Annotated in this window: 19 protein-coding genes; 13 read left to right on the plus strand and 6 right to left on the minus strand. The window is 72.2% G+C overall.

Going from position 1 to position 16,428, the window contains the following annotated elements; genetic code table 11:
- The 3 genes from EDF33_RS05150 to EDF33_RS05160 are packed head-to-tail and all read left to right on the plus strand — an operon-like array spanning position 1 to position 2,284.
- Entirely contained in the window at positions 1-1,032 is a 1,032-nt protein-coding gene (locus tag EDF33_RS05150) for a YihY/virulence factor BrkB family protein (RefSeq protein ID WP_132099446.1), read from the plus strand.
- Between the two features lie 42 nt (positions 1,033-1,074).
- Positions 1,075-1,578 (plus strand): VTT domain-containing protein, encoded by a 504-nt coding sequence (locus tag EDF33_RS05155; protein ID WP_132099447.1) that lies wholly within the window; start codon positions 1,075-1,077, stop codon positions 1,576-1,578.
- A gap of 10 nt (positions 1,579-1,588) precedes the next feature.
- Positions 1,589-2,284 carry an SDR family oxidoreductase gene (locus EDF33_RS05160; RefSeq protein ID WP_207906628.1) on the plus strand — a complete coding sequence of 232 codons (696 nt, stop codon included), beginning with the start codon at positions 1,589-1,591 and terminating at the stop codon, positions 2,282-2,284.
- 7 nt (positions 2,285-2,291) lie between these two features.
- Here EDF33_RS05160 and EDF33_RS05165 read toward each other — a convergent pair whose 3' ends face one another.
- Positions 2,292-3,863 (minus strand): ABC-F family ATP-binding cassette domain-containing protein, encoded by a 1,572-nt coding sequence (locus EDF33_RS05165; protein ID WP_132099449.1) that lies wholly within the window; start codon positions 3,861-3,863, stop codon positions 2,292-2,294.
- Between the two features lie 272 nt (positions 3,864-4,135).
- Here EDF33_RS05165 and EDF33_RS05170 point away from each other — a divergent pair, with 272 nt between their 5' ends.
- The 8 genes from EDF33_RS05170 (at position 4,136) to EDF33_RS05205 (ending at position 11,440) form a co-directional block, all read left to right on the plus strand.
- Complete coding sequence (locus EDF33_RS05170; RefSeq protein WP_132099450.1) at positions 4,136-4,561, plus strand: DUF3151 domain-containing protein; 426 nt, start codon at positions 4,136-4,138, stop codon at positions 4,559-4,561.
- A gap of 279 nt (positions 4,562-4,840) precedes the next feature.
- Positions 4,841-5,086, plus strand: coding sequence for a hypothetical protein (locus EDF33_RS05175; RefSeq protein WP_132099451.1), 246 nt, complete (start codon positions 4,841-4,843; stop codon positions 5,084-5,086).
- Between the two features lie 269 nt (positions 5,087-5,355).
- The gene (locus EDF33_RS05180; protein ID WP_131880766.1) at positions 5,356-6,474 is read left to right on the plus strand and encodes a CPBP family intramembrane glutamic endopeptidase; all 1,119 of its coding nucleotides are present in this window, start codon (positions 5,356-5,358) and stop codon (positions 6,472-6,474) included.
- A gap of 9 nt (positions 6,475-6,483) precedes the next feature.
- Entirely contained in the window at positions 6,484-8,337 is a 1,854-nt protein-coding gene (gene recQ, locus EDF33_RS05185) for a DNA helicase RecQ (RefSeq protein ID WP_131880768.1), read from the plus strand.
- Positions 8,338-8,428: 91 nt separating this feature from the next.
- Positions 8,429-9,175: a lysophospholipid acyltransferase family protein gene (locus EDF33_RS05190; protein ID WP_123340164.1), complete on the plus strand. Its 747-nt coding sequence runs from the start codon at positions 8,429-8,431 to the stop codon at positions 9,173-9,175.
- Positions 9,176-9,308: 133 nt separating this feature from the next.
- The gene (locus EDF33_RS05195; RefSeq protein ID WP_123293681.1) at positions 9,309-9,665 is read left to right on the plus strand and encodes a hypothetical protein; all 357 of its coding nucleotides are present in this window, start codon (positions 9,309-9,311) and stop codon (positions 9,663-9,665) included.
- Positions 9,666-9,921: 256 nt separating this feature from the next.
- Entirely contained in the window at positions 9,922-10,521 is a 600-nt protein-coding gene (locus tag EDF33_RS05200; protein ID WP_165918719.1) for a M23 family metallopeptidase, read from the plus strand.
- A gap of 82 nt (positions 10,522-10,603) precedes the next feature.
- Positions 10,604-11,440, plus strand: coding sequence for an NAD(P)-dependent oxidoreductase (locus EDF33_RS05205; protein WP_132099751.1), 837 nt, complete (start codon positions 10,604-10,606; stop codon positions 11,438-11,440).
- Positions 11,441-11,485: 45 nt separating this feature from the next.
- Here EDF33_RS05205 and EDF33_RS05210 read toward each other — a convergent pair whose 3' ends face one another.
- Both EDF33_RS05210 and EDF33_RS05215 read right to left on the minus strand, forming a co-directional pair.
- Positions 11,486-11,689, minus strand: coding sequence for a hypothetical protein (locus EDF33_RS05210; RefSeq protein ID WP_131846957.1), 204 nt, complete (start codon positions 11,687-11,689; stop codon positions 11,486-11,488).
- Between the two features lie 10 nt (positions 11,690-11,699).
- The gene (locus EDF33_RS05215; RefSeq protein WP_132099453.1) at positions 11,700-12,218 is read right to left on the minus strand and encodes a MarR family transcriptional regulator; all 519 of its coding nucleotides are present in this window, start codon (positions 12,216-12,218) and stop codon (positions 11,700-11,702) included.
- A 163-nt stretch (positions 12,219-12,381) separates the two neighbouring features.
- Between EDF33_RS05215 and EDF33_RS05220 the strand changes: the two genes are divergently transcribed.
- The gene (locus EDF33_RS05220) at positions 12,382-13,275 is read left to right on the plus strand and encodes an alpha-E domain-containing protein (RefSeq protein ID WP_165901043.1); all 894 of its coding nucleotides are present in this window, start codon (positions 12,382-12,384) and stop codon (positions 13,273-13,275) included.
- 177 nt (positions 13,276-13,452) lie between these two features.
- On the opposite strand, the gene EDF33_RS05225 is transcribed toward EDF33_RS05220, so the two are convergent.
- The gene (locus EDF33_RS05225; protein ID WP_347812762.1) at positions 13,453-14,799 is read right to left on the minus strand and encodes an MFS transporter; all 1,347 of its coding nucleotides are present in this window, start codon (positions 14,797-14,799) and stop codon (positions 13,453-13,455) included.
- A complete protein-coding gene (locus tag EDF33_RS05230; protein WP_111085532.1) occupies positions 14,796-15,206 on the minus strand; it encodes a MarR family transcriptional regulator in 411 nt (136 codons plus the stop codon). The genes EDF33_RS05225 and EDF33_RS05230 overlap by 4 nt, the downstream gene beginning before the upstream one ends.
- A 94-nt stretch (positions 15,207-15,300) precedes the next feature.
- On the opposite strand from EDF33_RS05230, the gene EDF33_RS05235 reads away from it, so the two are divergent.
- Positions 15,301-16,053 carry a glucose 1-dehydrogenase gene (locus EDF33_RS05235; protein WP_123310199.1) on the plus strand — a complete coding sequence of 251 codons (753 nt, stop codon included), beginning with the start codon at positions 15,301-15,303 and terminating at the stop codon, positions 16,051-16,053.
- Positions 16,054-16,153: 100 nt separating this feature from the next.
- Here the strand turns inward: EDF33_RS05235 and EDF33_RS05240 are convergent, their stop codons facing one another.
- Positions 16,154-16,423: a hypothetical protein gene (locus EDF33_RS05240; protein ID WP_111085530.1), complete on the minus strand. Its 270-nt coding sequence runs from the start codon at positions 16,421-16,423 to the stop codon at positions 16,154-16,156.
- Positions 16,424-16,428 lie beyond the last annotated feature (5 nt).

Genomic DNA, 16,428 nt, shown 5'->3' on the forward strand with positions numbered 1-16,428 from the left:
ATGGCGCAGGAGCAGCAGAAGCCGGACCCGGACGACTCCCGGAAGCCGGACAGCCCCACCGACCTCACGAAGCCCACGCTCGTCTACACGCTGAAGAAGACGCTGCGCGAGTTCACCGGCGACCAGTGCACCGACCTCGCGGCGAGCCTGACCTACTACACGGTGCTCGCGCTCTTCCCCGGGCTGCTGGCGATCGTCTCGATCCTGGGCCTCGTGTCCGACCCGCAGCAGACCATCGACTCCCTGCTGACGATCATCGGCAACGTCGGGTCGCAGAGCGTCGTCAACCTGCTGAAGGAGCCGATCGAGGGCCTCGTCCGGTCGCCCGCCGCCGGCATCACGTTCGTGGTCGGCATCGTCGGCGCGATCTGGTCGGCTTCCGGGTACGTCGGCGCCTTCGGCCGGGCGATGAACCGGATCTACAACGTCCGCGAGGGTCGACCGATCTGGAAGCTCCGCCCGACCATGCTCGGCGTGACGGTGTTCACCGTCGTCATGCTCGTCATCGGCCTGCTCGTGCTCGTCTCCGGCCCGCTCGCCCGGAGCTTCGGCGACGTCATCGGACTCGGCGACGCCGCCGCGACGGTGCTGCTGATCGTGCAGTGGCCGATCCTGCTCGTCGTCGCGATCATCGTCGTCGCAGTGCTCTACTACTGGGCGCCGAACGTCAAGCAGCCGAAGTTCCGGTGGGTGAGCGGTGGGTCGATCCTGGCGATCCTCATCCTGATCATCGCGAGCGTCGGCTTCGGTTTCTACGTCGCCAACTTCTCGAACTACAACGCCACGTACGGCTCCCTCGGTGGGGTCATCGTGTTCCTGCTGTGGCTCTGGATCACGAACAACGCGCTGCTCTTCGGTGCCGAGTTCGACGCCGAGCTCGAGCGCGGCCGGCAGCTGCAGGCGGGCATCCGGGCGGAGGAGGACATCCAGCTCCCCGAGCGCGACACCCGCCAGATCGAGAAGCAGGACGAGAAGCGGGCGCAGGACGTGCTCGAGGGGATCAGGATCCGGCAGGGCGCCGACGGCGACTGACACCCGCGGCGTTCCTCCGGACGGAGGCGCTACGGTGCGACCGTGCCCGACTTCCTCGAGGGGCTGCCGTTCTGGCAGCTCGTCCTCGCGCTCTTCGTGATCGTGTTCTGCCGTGCGCAGGCCACGTACTGGGTCGCGCGTCTCGCAGTGACGGGTGCCTCGCGCTCCCGCTGGGGCGGCTGGCTGCAGTCGCCGGCAGTCCGCCGCGGCTCAGTGCTCCTCGAACGCTGGGGCCTGCCGGTGGTGACGGTGAGCTTCGTGGTGGTCGGGCTGCAGACGGTGATGAACGCGGCCGCGGGGCTCGCCCGCGTGGCGTGGTGGCGGTACACGATCGCGATGGTGCCGGGGTGCGTCGCGTGGGCCTTCCTCTACGCCACCGTCGGGCTCGCGGTGTTCTGGGCGGTCGTCGCCGCGCTGGCCGGCTCGCCGTGGGGCATCGCGGCGGTGGCCGTCCTGGTGGTCGTCCTGGTGGTCGCGATGGTCGTCGCGGTGACGGTTCTCCACAGATCACGGAGCCGGACGGGAGGCCCGGCCCGGCTTCCGTAGGCTGGCCCACGTGACGTCAGAACAGCTCCAGAACCGTCCGGTCGCCCTGGTGACCGGTGCCACCCGCGGCATCGGCCGCGCGATCGCGACCGACCTCGGTCGCACCCACCACGTGTTCGTCGGCGGGCGGAACGCCGAGGCAGTGGACGCCCTCGTCGCCGAGCTGCCGAGCGCCGTGCCGTTCGTCGGCGACCTCGGCGCGGGGGACCTGCCGCCGCTGCCCGACCGGCTCGACGTGCTCGTGCACTCCGCCGGTGTCGAGCAGGGCACGACCATCGCCGACACCCCGCGTGCCGTGTGGGAGCAGGTCTTCGCCACGAACCTGTTCGCGGTCGCCGAGCTCACCCGGGTGGCGCTGCCGGCACTCCGGGCGGCTCGGGGCATCGTCGTGCCGATCAACAGCGGTTCCGGGTTCCACTCCGGCCCCGGCGGTGGCGTGTACGCGGCGTCCAAGTTCGCACTGCGGGCCTTCGCCGACGCCCTGCGCGAAGAAGAGCGGGCGAACGGCGTCCGGGTCTCGAGCGTGCACCCGGGCCGGACGGACTCGGACATGCAGCGGGCGCTGACCGAGAAGCTCGGCGAGGACTACGACACCGCGTACTACCTGGCGCCGGAGGACGTGGCCGCCGCTGTCCGGACGGTCGTCGACCTGCCGGAGCGCGGCACCGTCGAGTCGCTCGCGATCCGACCGACCCGACGGCGCTGACAGCGGGCTACGACAGCTCGATGCGCGCGTCGAGCTCGAGTCGGTCGAGGAACGTCTCGTCGTGGCTGACCACGACGAGCGCGCCGCGGTAGGCCCGCAACGCGTCGACGAGCTGGTCGACACTCGTCAGGTCGAGGTCGTTCGTCGGTTCGTCGAGCACCAGGAGCTGCGGCGGCGGGTCGGCCAGCACCAGGCTCGCCAACGCCACCCGGAAGCGCTCCCCGCCGGACAGCGCCCCCGCGAGCCGGTCGACGGTGTCGCCGCGCACCAGGAACTTCGCGAGGCGGTTCCGGACCTCGGCGACGGCGACGTGCGGGGCGTCCCGTCGCACGTTGTCGAGCACCGTGGCGGAGTCGTCGAGGGTGTCCTTCCGCTGCGGCAGGTAGGCGATCCGCTCGACGTGGGCGACGGCACCGGTGTCGGGGAGCGGGTGCTCCCGGGCCTCCGGCGCACCGACGAGCTGTTCGAGCAGGGTGGACTTGCCGACGCCGTTGTCCCCGATGACGGCGATCCGCTCCGGCCCCTGCACGATCACGTCCCGCCCGCGAACCGTGACGGTCGCGATCTGTCGTGACGCCGGGACGTCCGGGTCGGGCAGGGTCACGTGGATGGACTCGTCGTCGCGGAGCCGGAGCTGTGCCTCCCGCTTCGTCTCGAGGGCAGCGGCCTCGTCGTCCGCGTACCCGACGCGCAGCCGGCCGGCGGTCTGCTCGCCCTTCTTCCGCAGCTCGTTCGCGTAGCCCTTCGGCATGTTCTCGACGGCCTTCACCCCGGCGCGCGCTCGCCGGGCGATCTTCGTCTCGGCCTCGATGCGCTGCCGCTTCTCGGTGCGGTGTCGCTGTTCGGCGACCCGGACCTCCCGTTCGACGGCCGCCTGCTGCACGGCCACGTGCTCCTCGAACGCACTGAACGTCCCGCCGAACACGGTCATCGCACCGGCGCGGAGCTCGCACGTCTCGTCGACGTGCTCGAGGAGCTCCCGGTCGTGACTGACCACCACGAGGGTGCCGCGCCAGTCGTCGACCAGGTCGAGCAGGAGCCCTCGTGCCCGACGGTCGAGGTTGTTCGTCGGCTCGTCGAGGAACGCGATCGGACGGCCGCGCAACCGCACCCCGGCGACGGCGACGAGCACGGACTGCCCGCCGGACAGCGTCGACACCGGGCGTTCCAGGTCGGCGCCGTCGAGTCCGACGCTCGCGATCGCTGCGGCGGCCCGTTCCTCGAGGTCCCAGTCGTCGCCGACCGCCTCGAAGTGCTCGGGCGACGCGTCACCGGACAGCACGGCCCGGAGCGCGGTGAGCGTCGACCGGATGCCGAGCAGGTCGGCGACGGCGTCGTCGGTCCCGGTTGCCAGGCGCTGCGGCAGGTGGTCGACGGGGCCGGACGTCGAGATGGTGCCCGACGTGGGGTGGAGCCGACCGGTCGCGAGCCGGACCAGCGTGGACTTGCCGGCCCCGTTCCTCCCGACCAGGCCGGTCCGGCCACGCCCGAAGGCGGCGGTGAGGTGGTCGAGCGCGACGGTGCCGTCGGGCCAGGCGAAGGTGACGTCGTGCAGGACGACGGATGGACTGCTGGGCATGGGGATGCCTCCCGGTGTCGATGCTGGGCGCACGACACCGAACCCACCGCTGTGCGGTGGAGCGCCCGACGGGGCGCGCGATCACGGTGTCAGCGCGTGGGCTGAGCAGAACCGGTGATCGACAGCAATCCGTCTTCTTCCGTCGGGGACCCCCGTGTCCGCCATCCGTGCCGCCGGTCGGTCTCCCGCCCCGGGGGCCTCGTGATGACGACGAGGTGTCTCCCACGGTAATCCCGGCCACGGGGACGCGCAAGGGATGACAGGCTGGGGGCATGCCGGAGAACCTGTTGCCGAACCCGTCGACGAACCCCGAGACCCTGCTGCCCGCTGAACCCGAGGTGACCGCGGCGCTCGCCGCCGACGCCCCCGTCGCCAGCGTGGTGGTGTCGCACCCGTCGTCGAGCCTGGCGTGGGCCCTGCTCGCCGACGAGGCCTGGGAGCGGGGCGCGGCGCTCGAGTCGTACGCCTACGCCCGTGTCGGGTACCACCGCGGGCTCGACGCCCTGCGCAAGGCCGGGTGGCGCGGTGCCGGTCCGGTGCCGTGGTCGCACGAGCCGAACCGGGGCGTGCTCCGTGCCCTGTTCGCGCTGCGCCGTGCGGCCGAGGCGATCGACGAGCCCGGCGAGCCCGAGCGCCTGACCGACTTCCTGAACGCGAGCGACCCCGAGGCCCTGCGCGCCCTGACCGCCGACGCGTAGGCAGCGCGGTCGCGGCGCAGTCGACAGATCGCGCCCCGTGGCGGTCGTGGGGGCCCCCCCCGCCCGGGGGGGGCGCCCCCCCCCGGGGGGGGGGGGGCCCCCCCCCCCCCCCCCCCCCCCGCGGGGGGGGGGCCCCCCGCGCCTCCAGACCGCGCCCCGCGCCCGGCACGCACCGTCACCACGAGCGCCGCCGCACCCAGCAGCACCGTCTGCAGCACCCGCGCGACCACGAGCGGGTGGAGGCCCGCGCCGGGCGGTGTCGCGTCGTACGCCAGCACGATGCCGCCGAACCCGCACCCGGCGACCGCGGCCGCGACGACCCCACGCACGGTGAGTCGTGCACCCGAGGTGTCCCGCACGGCCGCCACCAGCACCACCGCGACGACGGCCACGACCACCGCGGCGACGGCCAGCGGTGACAGGACGGTCCCGCGGGCCACGGCCACCAGGACCGGGACGACGGCGGCGAACACCGCGGTCAGGGGTGACAGCACGCTCATCGGGCCGATCGCCAACGCGGCGTAGAGCAGCAGGACCCCGACCGCGCCGGACAGTCCGGCGACGGCGCCCCAGAGGGTGCCCGCCCACGACGGCGTGCCCCCGAGCACGGCCAGACCGATCAGCAGCGGCACGATCCCGATCGCCGCGGCGACGGCGGTGACCGCCACCGGACGGATGCGCCGCGACGCGAGCCCGCCGAGGAAGTCGGCGAAACCGTAGACGACGGCTCCGGTCAGGCCGAACAGCACGGTGAGCACGGGTCCCATCCTGCCCGGCCCGGTAGCCTGCGGGGCGTGAGTGTTCCCTACCACCGCCTGACCCGTGTCGACGCACGATGGAGGTGGTGGCGCCCGCTGGTCGCCCTCGCGTTCCTGGCGGGCTGGTACCTCGCCTCGCAGGTGCTCCTCACCGTCGCGTACTTCGTCCCGGTCGCGGCGGTCGGGGGCGAGTCCGGCCTGTACGACCTGCTCGACGACCTGCAGCGCGGAGCCCTGGACCCGACCGATCCGCTGATCCTGTCGCTGACCCTGGTGTCGCTGGTCGTCCTGCTGCCCGGCATCCTGCTGGCGGTAAAGGTCGCACGGCTCGGGCCCGGCGCGATCCTGACGTCGACGCGCTTCCGGGTGCGGTGGGCGTGGACGGCGTGGTGCGTGCTGCCGACCCTCGTCATCGCCGTGGTGATGTTCCTCGTGCAGACCAGCGGGATGTTCACGTTCGACGGCGGCTTCGGCTGGGACCACGCCGCGATCGGGCAGTCGTCGGTCTCCCTCGGCACCCTCACGCTCACGCTCGTCCTCGTCGTGCTGCTCGTCCCGTTCCAGGGCGCGGCCGAGGAGTTCATCTTCCGCGGTTTCCTCATGCAGACGATCGCCTCGTGGATCCCGCGACGCACCGGCACGATCATCGCCGTCGCGGTGTCGACCGTCGTCTTCGCGGTGCTGCACATCCCGAACGGCTACAACGTCTGGGGCATCCTCGACGTCGGTTCGTTCGGCCTGATCGCGGCGATCATCGTGCTCCGCACCGGCGGTCTCGAGGCCACCGTGCTGCAGCACGCCTTCAACAACATCATGATCTTCGTGCTGCAGGCGCCGGGCTGGTCGGGGATCGACCTGGCGTCTTCGGACGCCAACGGCACGCTCGGTGGCTGGCTCGTCACCCTCGGCACCTCGCTCGCGTTCTGGGGCATGGTCGAGGTCCTGGCGTGGTGGCGGAAGCTCGACCGGACGTTCGCCGGGCACCAGGCGCCGCGGTTCCGCGGGACGCCGCCGGTGTGGGCGGGTGGCAAGCGCTGGCTCGGCCCGGCGGGCACGGGCTGGGCCGTCGCGCCGGCTAACGCCAACGATGTCGACGCAGCTGCTGTGGACCGTGCCGCTGTGGACAGTGCCGTGGGTGTCGCCGGTCGCCCGTAGGCTCGTGGCATGAGCACCACGCCCGCGCCCGCCGCCGTGTCTGCTTCGCGAGCCGCCGCGCTCGACGTCCTGCACCGCGTGTGGGGCTACGACGACTTCCGTGGCGAGCAGGCGGCGATCATCGACCAGGTGGTCGCCGGCGGTGACGCCCTGGTGCTCATGCCCACCGGCGGTGGCAAGTCGCTCTGCTACCAGGTGCCCGCGCTCGTACGCGACGGCGTCGGGGTCGTGGTGTCGCCGCTCATCGCGCTCATGCAGGACCAGGTCGACGCCCTCGCGGCGAACGGGGTGCGTGCCGCCTTCCTCAACTCGACGCAGGGGCCCGACGAGCGTGCCCGGGTCGAGCGCGCGGTCGTCCAGGGCGAGGTCGACATGCTCTACCTCGCGCCCGAGCGGCTCCGGCTCGAGTCCACGCGCGCGCTCCTCGACCGGGCGCGGGTGTCGCTGTTCGCCATCGACGAAGCGCACTGCGTCGCCCAGTGGGGCCACGACTTCCGGCCGGACTACCTCGAGCTGAGCGTCCTGCACGAGCGCTGGCCGACCGTGCCCCGGATCGCCCTCACGGCCACGGCGACCCCGCAGACCCACCAGGAGATCTCGGCGCGGCTCGGCCTCGACGACGCCGCACACTTCGTCGCCGACTTCGACCGCCCGAACGTCCAGTACCGCATCGAACCGAAGACCGGCGCGCTGCAGCAGCTCCTCACCTTCATCCGCACCGAGCACAGCGGCGACTCGGGCATCGTCTACTGCCTGTCGCGCAAGTCGGTCGAGCGGACCGCCACCGCACTGGCCGAACAGGGCATCCAGGCGCTGCCGTACCACGCAGGGCTCGACGCCCGGGTGCGTGCGCGCAACCAGTCGACCTTCCTGCGCGAGGACGGCATCGTCATGGTCGCGACGATCGCCTTCGGCATGGGCATCGACAAGCCCGACGTCCGGTTCGTGGCGCACCTCGACCTGCCGAAGTCGGTCGAGGGGTACTACCAGGAGACCGGTCGTGCCGGGCGCGACGGCCTGCCCTCGACCGCGTGGCTGGCGTACGGCCTGAACGACGTCGTGCAGCAGCGACGGATGATCGACCAGTCCGAGGGCGACGCCGCACACCGTCGGCAGCTCAGCGCCCACCTCGACGCCATGCTGAGCCTGTGCGAGACGATCGAGTGCCGCCGGGTGCGGCTCCTGGCGTACTTCGGGCAGCCGTCCACGGCCTGCGGCAACTGCGACACGTGCATCGCCCCGCCCGAGTCGTGGGACGGCACCGTGCCCGCGCAGAAGCTGCTGTCCACGGTCGTCCGGCTCGAGCGTGAGCGCGGTCAGCGGTACGGCGTCGCCCATCTCGTCGACATCCTGGTCGGCAAGCAGTCACCGCGGGTGCAGGAACTGCAGCACGAGTCCCTGGCGACCTTCGGCATCGGTTCCGACCTGTCCGACGGTGAGTGGCGCGCGGTGGCCAGGCAGTTGCTCGCGCAGGGCTACGCCGCGGTCTCGGGCGACGGGTTCGGCACGGTCGTCCTCAGCCCGACGAGCGCCGAGGTCCTGACCGGCAAGGTCCAGGTGCGGATGCGTCGCGATCCGGTGAAGGCGCCGCGGGCGAGCCGGTCGTCCCGCCGGACCGTCGTCACCGACATGCCCCAGCAGGCGGTCGGCCTGTTCGAGGCCCTCCGGGTCTGGCGTGCAGCCCAGGCGCGCGAGCAGGGTGTGCCGGCGTACGTGGTGTTCAACGACGCGACGCTCCGCGGCATCGCGGCGGTGCGTCCGTCCGACGTCGACCAGCTCGCCGAGATCTCCGGGGTCGGTGCCGCGAAGCTCGAGCGGTACGGCCGCGCGGTGCTCGACGTCGTTGCGTCCGAGGCCGACTGACCCCACGGTCGGACGTGCATGCCGCCGTGGGCATGTACTGCTCGCAGGCGTGATTACACTCGGGAGTTCGCCGTCACGACGAGGAGGCCCGGTGTCCGGTTCGACCAAGTTCGCCACCGTGCTGAGCCGCGCAGTGGTGACACCGCTCGCGCGGATGCTCTGGCGACCGAAGATCATCGGGCGCCGCAACGTCCCCAAGCGCGGGCCGGTGATCCTCGCGAGCAACCACCGCTCCTTCATCGACTCCCCGGCGATCACGTTGATGGCACCGCGGAAGGTCGCCTTCCTCGCGAAGCAGGAGTACTTCACCGGCACCGGGTTCCGCGGCGCGGTGTCGCGGGCGTTCTTCGGCGGCATCGGTGCGATCGGCGTCGAACGTGGTGCGGGGGCGGCGGCGCAGCAGGCGCTCGACCTGGGGCTCGCGCGGTTGAACGAGGGCGAGGCCTTCGCGATCTACCCGGAGGGCACCCGCTCCCTGGACGGCCGGATCTACAAGGGCCGCACGGGCGTGGCCTGGCTGGCCCTGACGAGCGGCGCGCCCGTGGTGCCCGTGGCCCTGACGGGGACCCAGGACGTGCAGCCCGTCGGCTCGAAGCTGCCGAAGCTCGCGAAGGTGACGATCGAGTTCGGGAAGCCGATCGACCTGTCCGCGTTCGGCGAGGCCTCGTCCGGACGTGCACGCCGACACGCGACCGATGCGGTGATGGCGGCGATCCAGGAGCTCAGCGGCCAGGAGCCGGCGAACACCTACAACAACCCGCCGGCGACGATCGTCGAACGGGTCAAGCGGGCGCTGCAGCCAGACGACCCGACCGCGGCGGCCGTCGACCCCGACTGACCGGGATCTGTCGGGCACTATTGCACATCTGAAATATCGATGGTTGAATGAGGGACGTGCCGCACGGCAGACATCCCCGACGGGTCGCCCGACAACGGCCCGCAACCACGACTCAGATCGGACGGTCAGCAGCATGTCCTCCACCCCGCTCTTCGACTCCATCGCCCAGCGACGCGACCAGCCCGAGCCGCCGGCCACGAGCACGACCCCGATCCCGACCCCGGCTCGAGCAGCCGCGGCGCCTGCCCCGACCTCACCGATGACCGCTCCCGTCCGAGCCGGTGACTCGACCCTCGTACCCGCGGCCCTCGTCGCCGCGATCGACGACATCACGGTCCGCGTCACCCCGTCGGTGGTCACCGAGCTCCGCGTGCAGCCCGAGCAGCTCGTCCTGGTCGAGACCGTCGCCGACGCCATCACCCGAGCGGTCGTCGACGCCGTCGCGACCGAACTCGACCGGATCGCCCGCGACGGCGTCGTCCGCGTCTGAGCCCGGCGGTCCCCGAGCGATGACGACGCCCACCGACGGCCTCCCGCTGCGCCCGCGCGGTGCCGAACGGCGGGCCGCGAACCGCCTCCGCACCCGCCGTCCCGAAGCGTCCGAGCGGCGCCGTGCTGGGCACGGCACGCGTCCGGACGCCCCCAGAGCCGCCGGGGTGGTGGCTCCCCCTTCCGCCACCCCGGCTTCCCCCTCCTCCTTCCGCAGTTCCGTCCGGCGCGCCCTGCCCGCGACGGCGACCGCCGCGGTGACCTGTCTCTTCGTCGCCGTCGGCTCCCCGCAGACCGCGATGGCATCGACCCCGTCGCCGAGCAGTCCCGTGCCCGGCGTGCAGCAGTTCGTCGCCGACGGTTCCGCCCGGCTCTCCGTCGACCGCGACGGCTTCTCGATCGGCAGAGCCGCTGCCGCCCAGGCACGTGCGACCGCCGTCGGCTCGTCGGACGCGGCGGCCCGCCCCACCGCGGGGAACGTGCCGGCCGCCGGTGGGTTCGGCTCGCGCTGGGTGACCGGGTGCTCCGCCTGCTCGACGAACCACCAGGGCATCGACTTCGCGGCTCCGATCGGCACCACCGTCGTCGCCGCGATGCCCGGCAGTGTCGTCTCCGCCGGGGTCCTGGGCGGGTACGGCAACCAGGTCCTGCTCCAGCACGCCGACGGCACCCAGACCCGGTACGGCCACCTGTCGGCGATCGGGGTGCGACCCGGTCAGGTCCTGTCGGCCGGCGAACGCCTCGGCGCGGTCGGCAACACCGGCGTCTCGACCGGGGCGCACCTGCACTTCGAGGTCATCGTCGGCGGGGTCCCGGTCGATCCGGCCACCTGGCTGCAGGCCCGCGGGCTCCTCTGACAGCGACGACGGTCGAGCGCGTAGCGTCGGGAACGCCGGGGCACCGCGCCGTGGCAGGACGGAGACGCACGTGCGAGTGACGGTGTTGGGGACCGGGGCGATGGGTGCCGGCGTGGCGGGATCACTGCTGCGCGGGGGGCACCAGGTCACGGTCTGGAACCGGAGTGCCGACAAGGCCGCACCGTTCGGTGAGCACGGTGCGGCGGTCGCAACGGACCCGGGTGCCGCCGTCGAGCACGCCGAGGTGGTCCTCCTGACCCTCTTCGACTCCGACGCCGTGGTCGACGTGCTCGAACAGGCCGCCGGAGACGCTCCGACCGACGCCGTGTGGGTGCAGGCGTCCACGATCGGCGTCGACGGCACCGAGACCGTCGTGCAGCTCGCCGCGAAGTACGGCATCACCCTGGTCGAGGCGATGATGCTCGGCACGAAGGCCCCGGCGGAGCAGGGGAAGCTCACCATGCTGGCGGCCGGCCCCGCCGACCAGGTCGACCGGGTCGTCCCCGTGCTCCACGCGATCGGCGCGAAGACCATCCGCGCCGGCGAGCGGGTCGGGGACGGGACCGCGCTCAAGCTCGCGGCCAACGCCTGGATCGCCTCGATCACCGCGGCCACGGGGCAGTCGCTCGCCCTCGCCGCGGCGCTCGGGCTCGATCCGCAGCTGTTCCTCGACGCGATCGACGGCAGCGCGAGCGACTCGGCCTACGCGCACACCAAGGGCGCGGCGATCATCGCGGGGGACTTCCCGGCACAGTTCGCGCTCGACGGGCTGCGGAAGGACATCGGCCTCATCGCCGAGGCTGCGCGGGCAAACGACGTGTCCACCACGCTCCTCGACGCCCTCGGTCGCGTCTACGCCGACGCGAGCGCAGCCGGGCACGGCGGCGACGACATCGCGGCGGTCGGCACCGCCTTCTGAGTCGGCGCGCGAGTCGGCGCGCGAGTCGACGCGTCAGTCGACGCGTCAGTCGCGGCGGAGGAACCGTCGCAGCCGTGCCGTGAGCCGCCCCACGGCCTCGTCGTTCATGGTGTTCGCCAGGTCGAAGGCCTCGCGCGCCGGATCGGCCCCGCCCTGGATCCGTCGGAGTGCGGCGTCGGCGCGGGCCCGGGAGTCGAGTTCGGCGAACGGCATGTCGTCCTCGGGGTCGTGCGTGCCGCGAGGGTCCATGGACAGCAGGTTACGCGCGGCGGAGCGTGCGGGCGCCTGCGTCGACGTCGTCGACCACGCGGACCATCTCGTCGAGGAAGTCCACGACGACGGCCATTTCGTCGGTCGGCACGTGCTCGGTGACCTCGAGGGCACGGGCGTCGAGTTCTTCGATCACGCGCAGGGCGTGACCCATCGACGACCCCGTCGCGGTGAGGATCACGCCGCGGCGGTCGATCGGGTCCTGGTGCCGCTCGACGTGGCCGCTGCGGACCAGTCGGTCGACGAGTGCCGAGGTCGACGCCGCCGTGATCTCGAGGCGCTCGGCCAGGTCCTTCGCGTTGACGGTCCGGCCGTCGTGCTCGGCGTCGATGAGGACCCGCAGTGCGAGAAGCGCGTTCTCGCCGATGCCCAGGGCTTCACGAGCCCGACGCTGCGCGGCGCTCTCGGCGGTGCGGTACCGGCGCAGGGCGTTCAGGACGTCGACGGCGGTGACCGGGGAGTCCTCGTACCAGAACCCCGCGGTGCTGGTCAGGACCTCGGACGTCATCCTGCAATGCTAGACGCTCTAGTTAGATTGTCTAGCGAGGGACCGGTATCGCGGCGGAGACCCAGGCCCGTGCGCGGACATCGGACACTGCAACACCCGTGACGCGGCTCCGAAACACTCCCGCAACGCCCGCTGGTTAGGTTCTGGGGATGCAGGAGCAGCCGTGCTGAGCCGACTCGCGGGGAACGTCTTCCACGTGGGGAGCGCGGTCGAGCGCACCGACGTGGTCGCACGCCTGCTCGACGTCTACGTCGCCCGACGCGAACCCGGCACCGTCGAGGACGACCGGGCCGTCGCTGCGGAGCTCCGTTCGGTGGTGGGGACCGCCGGACCGGCGAACGACGCCGACCGGTCCGCGACCATCGACGCCCTGGCGCTGGACCGCCACGAGCCGGCGTCCATCGCCGCTGCGGTCGCCGTCGCTCGGGACCACGCCCGTCGAGCCCGCGAGGTCGTCTCGAGCGAACTCTGGGACTGCCTCGACGTCACCCGTTCGCGCATGCCGCGCAAGATCGCCCCGGGCCGCGCGCACGAGTTCCTCGGCTGGGCGCGGGAACGCAGCGCCCTCGCGATCGGCGTGGTCGAAGGGGACGCCAGTCGCGACGAGGTCTGGGAGTTCTTCACCCTGGGCCGCTCCCTGACCCGGGTCGCCTCGACCGCCCGGCTGCTCGCATCGGGGTTGCTCGAACCGGACTCGGTCACCTCGTGGACGGCGGCGCTCCGGGCCTGCGGTGCGGGCGAGGCCTTCCTCCGTGGCCGGGACCACCATCCGGTGCCGGACGACGCCGCGGCGTTCCTGCTCCTGGACGAGCACAGTCCGCGGTCGCTGCGCTTCACCGTCCGACGGGCCGCCGAGTGCCTGGCCGACGTGGCACCGTCCTGCGTCGCGGAGGAGGTCGCGGCGTTCTCCGCCGCCCGCGACCGGCTCGAGGCCGTCCCGACGGACGCGGCCCTCGGCGTCGTCGGCGATGCCGGCGACCGGCTCGCGGCCGCAGCGGACCGTGTCACCGCGGCGCTCGACGAGCGCGTCTTCGCGGTGACCGAACCCGCGCACTGATCGCGGCCCTGGACCGGACCGGCGACGGCCAGGAGGCCCGTGGCAGGCCCGACCCGTGCCTCCCGTCCGCCACGCGAAAGCGTCAGAGCCCCGCCAACGGTTCGCGGAGATCTGTCGCTTTCGCGAGGTGGACGCTGCCGCGTCGCGGAGATCTGTCGCGTTCGCGGAGTGGCCGGGTCAGACGGCGCTGGAGCGGTCGGCGACTGCCTCTTCCCGCTCGAGCTCCTGGCGGAGCGCAGCGCGCGAGGCGCGAGTGCCGACCACCGGCATCGCGTGCGTGACCGCGAGGTGCAGGCGGGTGTCCGCGTCGTACCGGAGCCGGAGGCGCTGGAAGCGGACGAGCCAGACGATCGCGATGGCGAGCGCCACGAAGCCCGACGCTGCGCCGACCGCGATGGCCCAGCGGGGACCCCACGCGTCCGCGATGGCACCGACGATCGGGGCGCCGATCGGGGTGCCGCCGGCGAAGATCGCCATGTAGAGCGCCATCACGCGGCCGCGCATCGCGGGCTTGGTGGTGGTCTGGACCAGGGCGTTCGCGGTGGTCATGAAGGTCAGCGCCGCGAGTCCGACGAACACCAGGACGAACGCGAACGTCCAGTACGTGGGTGCGAGGGCGGCAGCCGTGCACGCCAGGCCGAAGCCTCCGGCTGCGAGCACCAGCGTGCGCATCCGCGGCTTGTCCCGGCGGGCGGACATCAGGGCGCCGAACACCGATCCGATCGCCATCACCGAGTTGAGCAGGCCGAACTCGCCGGCGCCCTGGTGGAACTCGACCCGGGCCATCGTCGAGGTGAAGATCGGGAAGTTCACGCCGAACGTGCCGACGACGAAGATCATGCAGAGCACGACGATGATGTCCGGCCGGGTGCGCACGTACCCGAAGCCGGCGACGATCTGCCCCTTGCCGCGGCCGGCGTGCACCCGCTCGGCGAGCTGCGCGGGGTCGACGAACCGCAGGGCGATGAGAACCGCCAGGAACGAGCCGGCGTTGATGACGAACACCCAGCCGGAGCCGATGGCGGCGATGAGCACGCCGGCGACCGCGGGACCGATCAGTCGGGCGGCGTTGAACGAGGCGGAGTTCAGCGCGACGGCGTTCGCGACGTTCTCGCCCTGCACCACGTCGGAGACGAACGCCTGGCGGATCGGGGTGTCGAACGCGGCGACGATGCCGAGCGCGAGGGCGAAGCCGTACAGCGCGAGCAGCGTCGCGGTGTGCGTGAGGACCATGACGCCGAGGCCCAGCCCGAGCAGGCCCATCAGCGCCTGGGTGAGCATGAGCATCTTGCGACGGTCGAAGCGGTCGGCGGCGAGCCCGGTCAGGGGGAGGAGCAGCAGCTGCGGGCCGAACTGCAGCGCCATCGTGATCCCCACCGCGACGGCGTCGTTGTCGGAGAGCTGGGTCAGGACGATCCAGTCCTGGGCGGTGCGCTGCATCCAGGTACCGACGTTCGACACCAGGGCACCGGCGAACCAGATGCGGTAGTTGCGTCCGGCGAGGGAGCGGAACATGGCGGTCACTGCTGGGCCAGCCTCCTCATGATCTCGGTGGCGTCGGCGAGGGTGGCGCGCTCGACGGGGGTGAGTGCGGCGAGCCGCGGGGTGAGCCAGCCGTCACGGCGGCGACGGGTCTCCTCGACGAACGCGGCCCCGGCCGGGGTGGCGCAGAGGACGACCTTGCGCCGGTCGTCGTCGTGGCCGCCCTTGGACACCAGGCCACGCTCGACCAGCACCGCGATGGTCTTCGTCATCGAGGGCGGGGTGACGCCGTCCTGGCGGCTCAGGTCGGCGAGGGTCATCGCGCCGTCGCGGTGGAGCCGGGCGAGCGCCGCGAACTGGGCGTCGGTGACGGTCGTGTCGGCCTTCTGCGCGCGGAGCGTCCGGGACAGCCGGTTCACGGCGATGCGGAGGTCGGTGGCGTCGGTCACAGGTCGTTAGCTTAGCTCATTAGTTCAGTGAACGAACTGGTTTTCGGGTGTACCGTTGTCCTGGACAACAGGTGTTGTTCAGAGAGAAGGAATCATGTCCGAGTTCGAGGGCAAGGTCGCCATCGTCACCGGTGGTGGCAGCGGCATCGGCGAGTCCGTCGCGAAGGAGCTCGCCGCGGCGGGTGCCACGGTCGTCGTCACCGACATCAAGCTCGACGCTGCCCAGCGGGTCGCGTCCGAGATCACGGAGGCCGGCGGCACCGCCAGCGCCTTCGAGGCCAACTCCGCCGTCGCCGCCGACAACGAGCGCATGGTCCAGTACGCCGTCGACACCTACGGCGCGCTGCACCTCGCCGTGAACAACGCTGGCATCGGCGCCGCCCCGCAGAAGATCGGCGAGTACGACATCGCCGCCTGGGACCGCGTCCGTGCGGTCGACCTCGACGGCGTCTTCTACGGCCTCCGCTACGAGCTGCCCGCGATGGTCGCCGCCGGCGGTGGCTCGATCGTGAACATGGCGTCGGTGCTCGGCACGGTCGGCATCGCGCAGAACGCCGCGTACGTCGCGTCGAAGCACGCCCTGGCCGGCCTGACCAAGGTCGCCGCGCTCGAGTACTCGGCGCAGGGCGTCCGCACGAACGCCGTGGGCCCCGGGTTCATCGACACCCCGCTGCTCCGCAACGCCATGACGCCGGAAGCCATCTCGGCGCTGGAGGAGGAGCACGCCACGAAGCGTCTCGGCACCGACAAGGAGGTCGCCGCGCTCGTCCTGTTCCTGCTGAGCGACAAGGCCTCGTTCATCACGGGCAGCTACCACCTGGTCGACGGCGGGTACAGCGCGCACTGACATCGGGCGTACTTGGTCGAAACGGGCGTACCTGGTCGGAAGTTTCGACCAGGTACGCCCGTTTCCGCTTCCCACCGCGGGGGCGATGGGAAGGAACGTGCTAGTGGAACTGGGGGATCGTGAGCCAGATGCCGGCGAGCACGGCGGCGACGCAGACCGCGAAGCACAGGACGGCACCCGCCAGTGCTGCCGGCGGCGTGTGCCCGGACCGCGGGGTCTCCTCGGAGTACTGGGTGCGTTCACCCCCGGTGTCGAGCGGCTGCCCGGTGCCGAGCAGCCGCAGGCCGAGCGTGTAGACGAGCACGATGCCCACCGCGGCCACGAAGCCGACGCCCGCGACCAGGCCGATGCTCGTGAAGTCGATCTCCATCGTCG

The organism is Curtobacterium sp. PhB146 (assembly GCF_004342995.1).
In the GTDB taxonomy this organism is placed as follows: Bacteria; Actinomycetota; Actinomycetes; order Actinomycetales; family Microbacteriaceae; genus Curtobacterium.

Excerpts from the sequence above, each read along its gene's own strand:
- EDF33_RS05150 (WP_132099446.1), top strand. The coding sequence starts at position 1 with ATGGCGCAGGAGCAGCAGAAGCCGGACCCGGACGACTCCCGGAAGCCG.
- EDF33_RS05165 (WP_132099449.1), bottom strand. The coding sequence starts at position 3,863 with ATGCCCAGCAGTCCATCCGTCGTCCTGCACGACGTCACCTTCGCCTGG.
- EDF33_RS05170 (WP_132099450.1), top strand. The coding sequence starts at position 4,136 with ATGCCGGAGAACCTGTTGCCGAACCCGTCGACGAACCCCGAGACCCTG.
- EDF33_RS05175 (WP_132099451.1), top strand. The coding sequence starts at position 4,841 with ATGCCGCCGAACCCGCACCCGGCGACCGCGGCCGCGACGACCCCACGC.
- recQ (WP_131880768.1), top strand. The coding sequence starts at position 6,484 with ATGAGCACCACGCCCGCGCCCGCCGCCGTGTCTGCTTCGCGAGCCGCC.
- EDF33_RS05195 (WP_123293681.1), top strand. The coding sequence starts at position 9,309 with ATGTCCTCCACCCCGCTCTTCGACTCCATCGCCCAGCGACGCGACCAG.
- EDF33_RS05210 (WP_131846957.1), bottom strand. The coding sequence starts at position 11,689 with ATGGACCCTCGCGGCACGCACGACCCCGAGGACGACATGCCGTTCGCC.
- EDF33_RS05215 (WP_132099453.1), bottom strand. The coding sequence starts at position 12,218 with ATGACGTCCGAGGTCCTGACCAGCACCGCGGGGTTCTGGTACGAGGAC.
- EDF33_RS05235 (WP_123310199.1), top strand. The coding sequence starts at position 15,301 with ATGTCCGAGTTCGAGGGCAAGGTCGCCATCGTCACCGGTGGTGGCAGC.
- EDF33_RS05240 (WP_111085530.1), bottom strand. The coding sequence starts at position 16,423 with ATGGAGATCGACTTCACGAGCATCGGCCTGGTCGCGGGCGTCGGCTTC.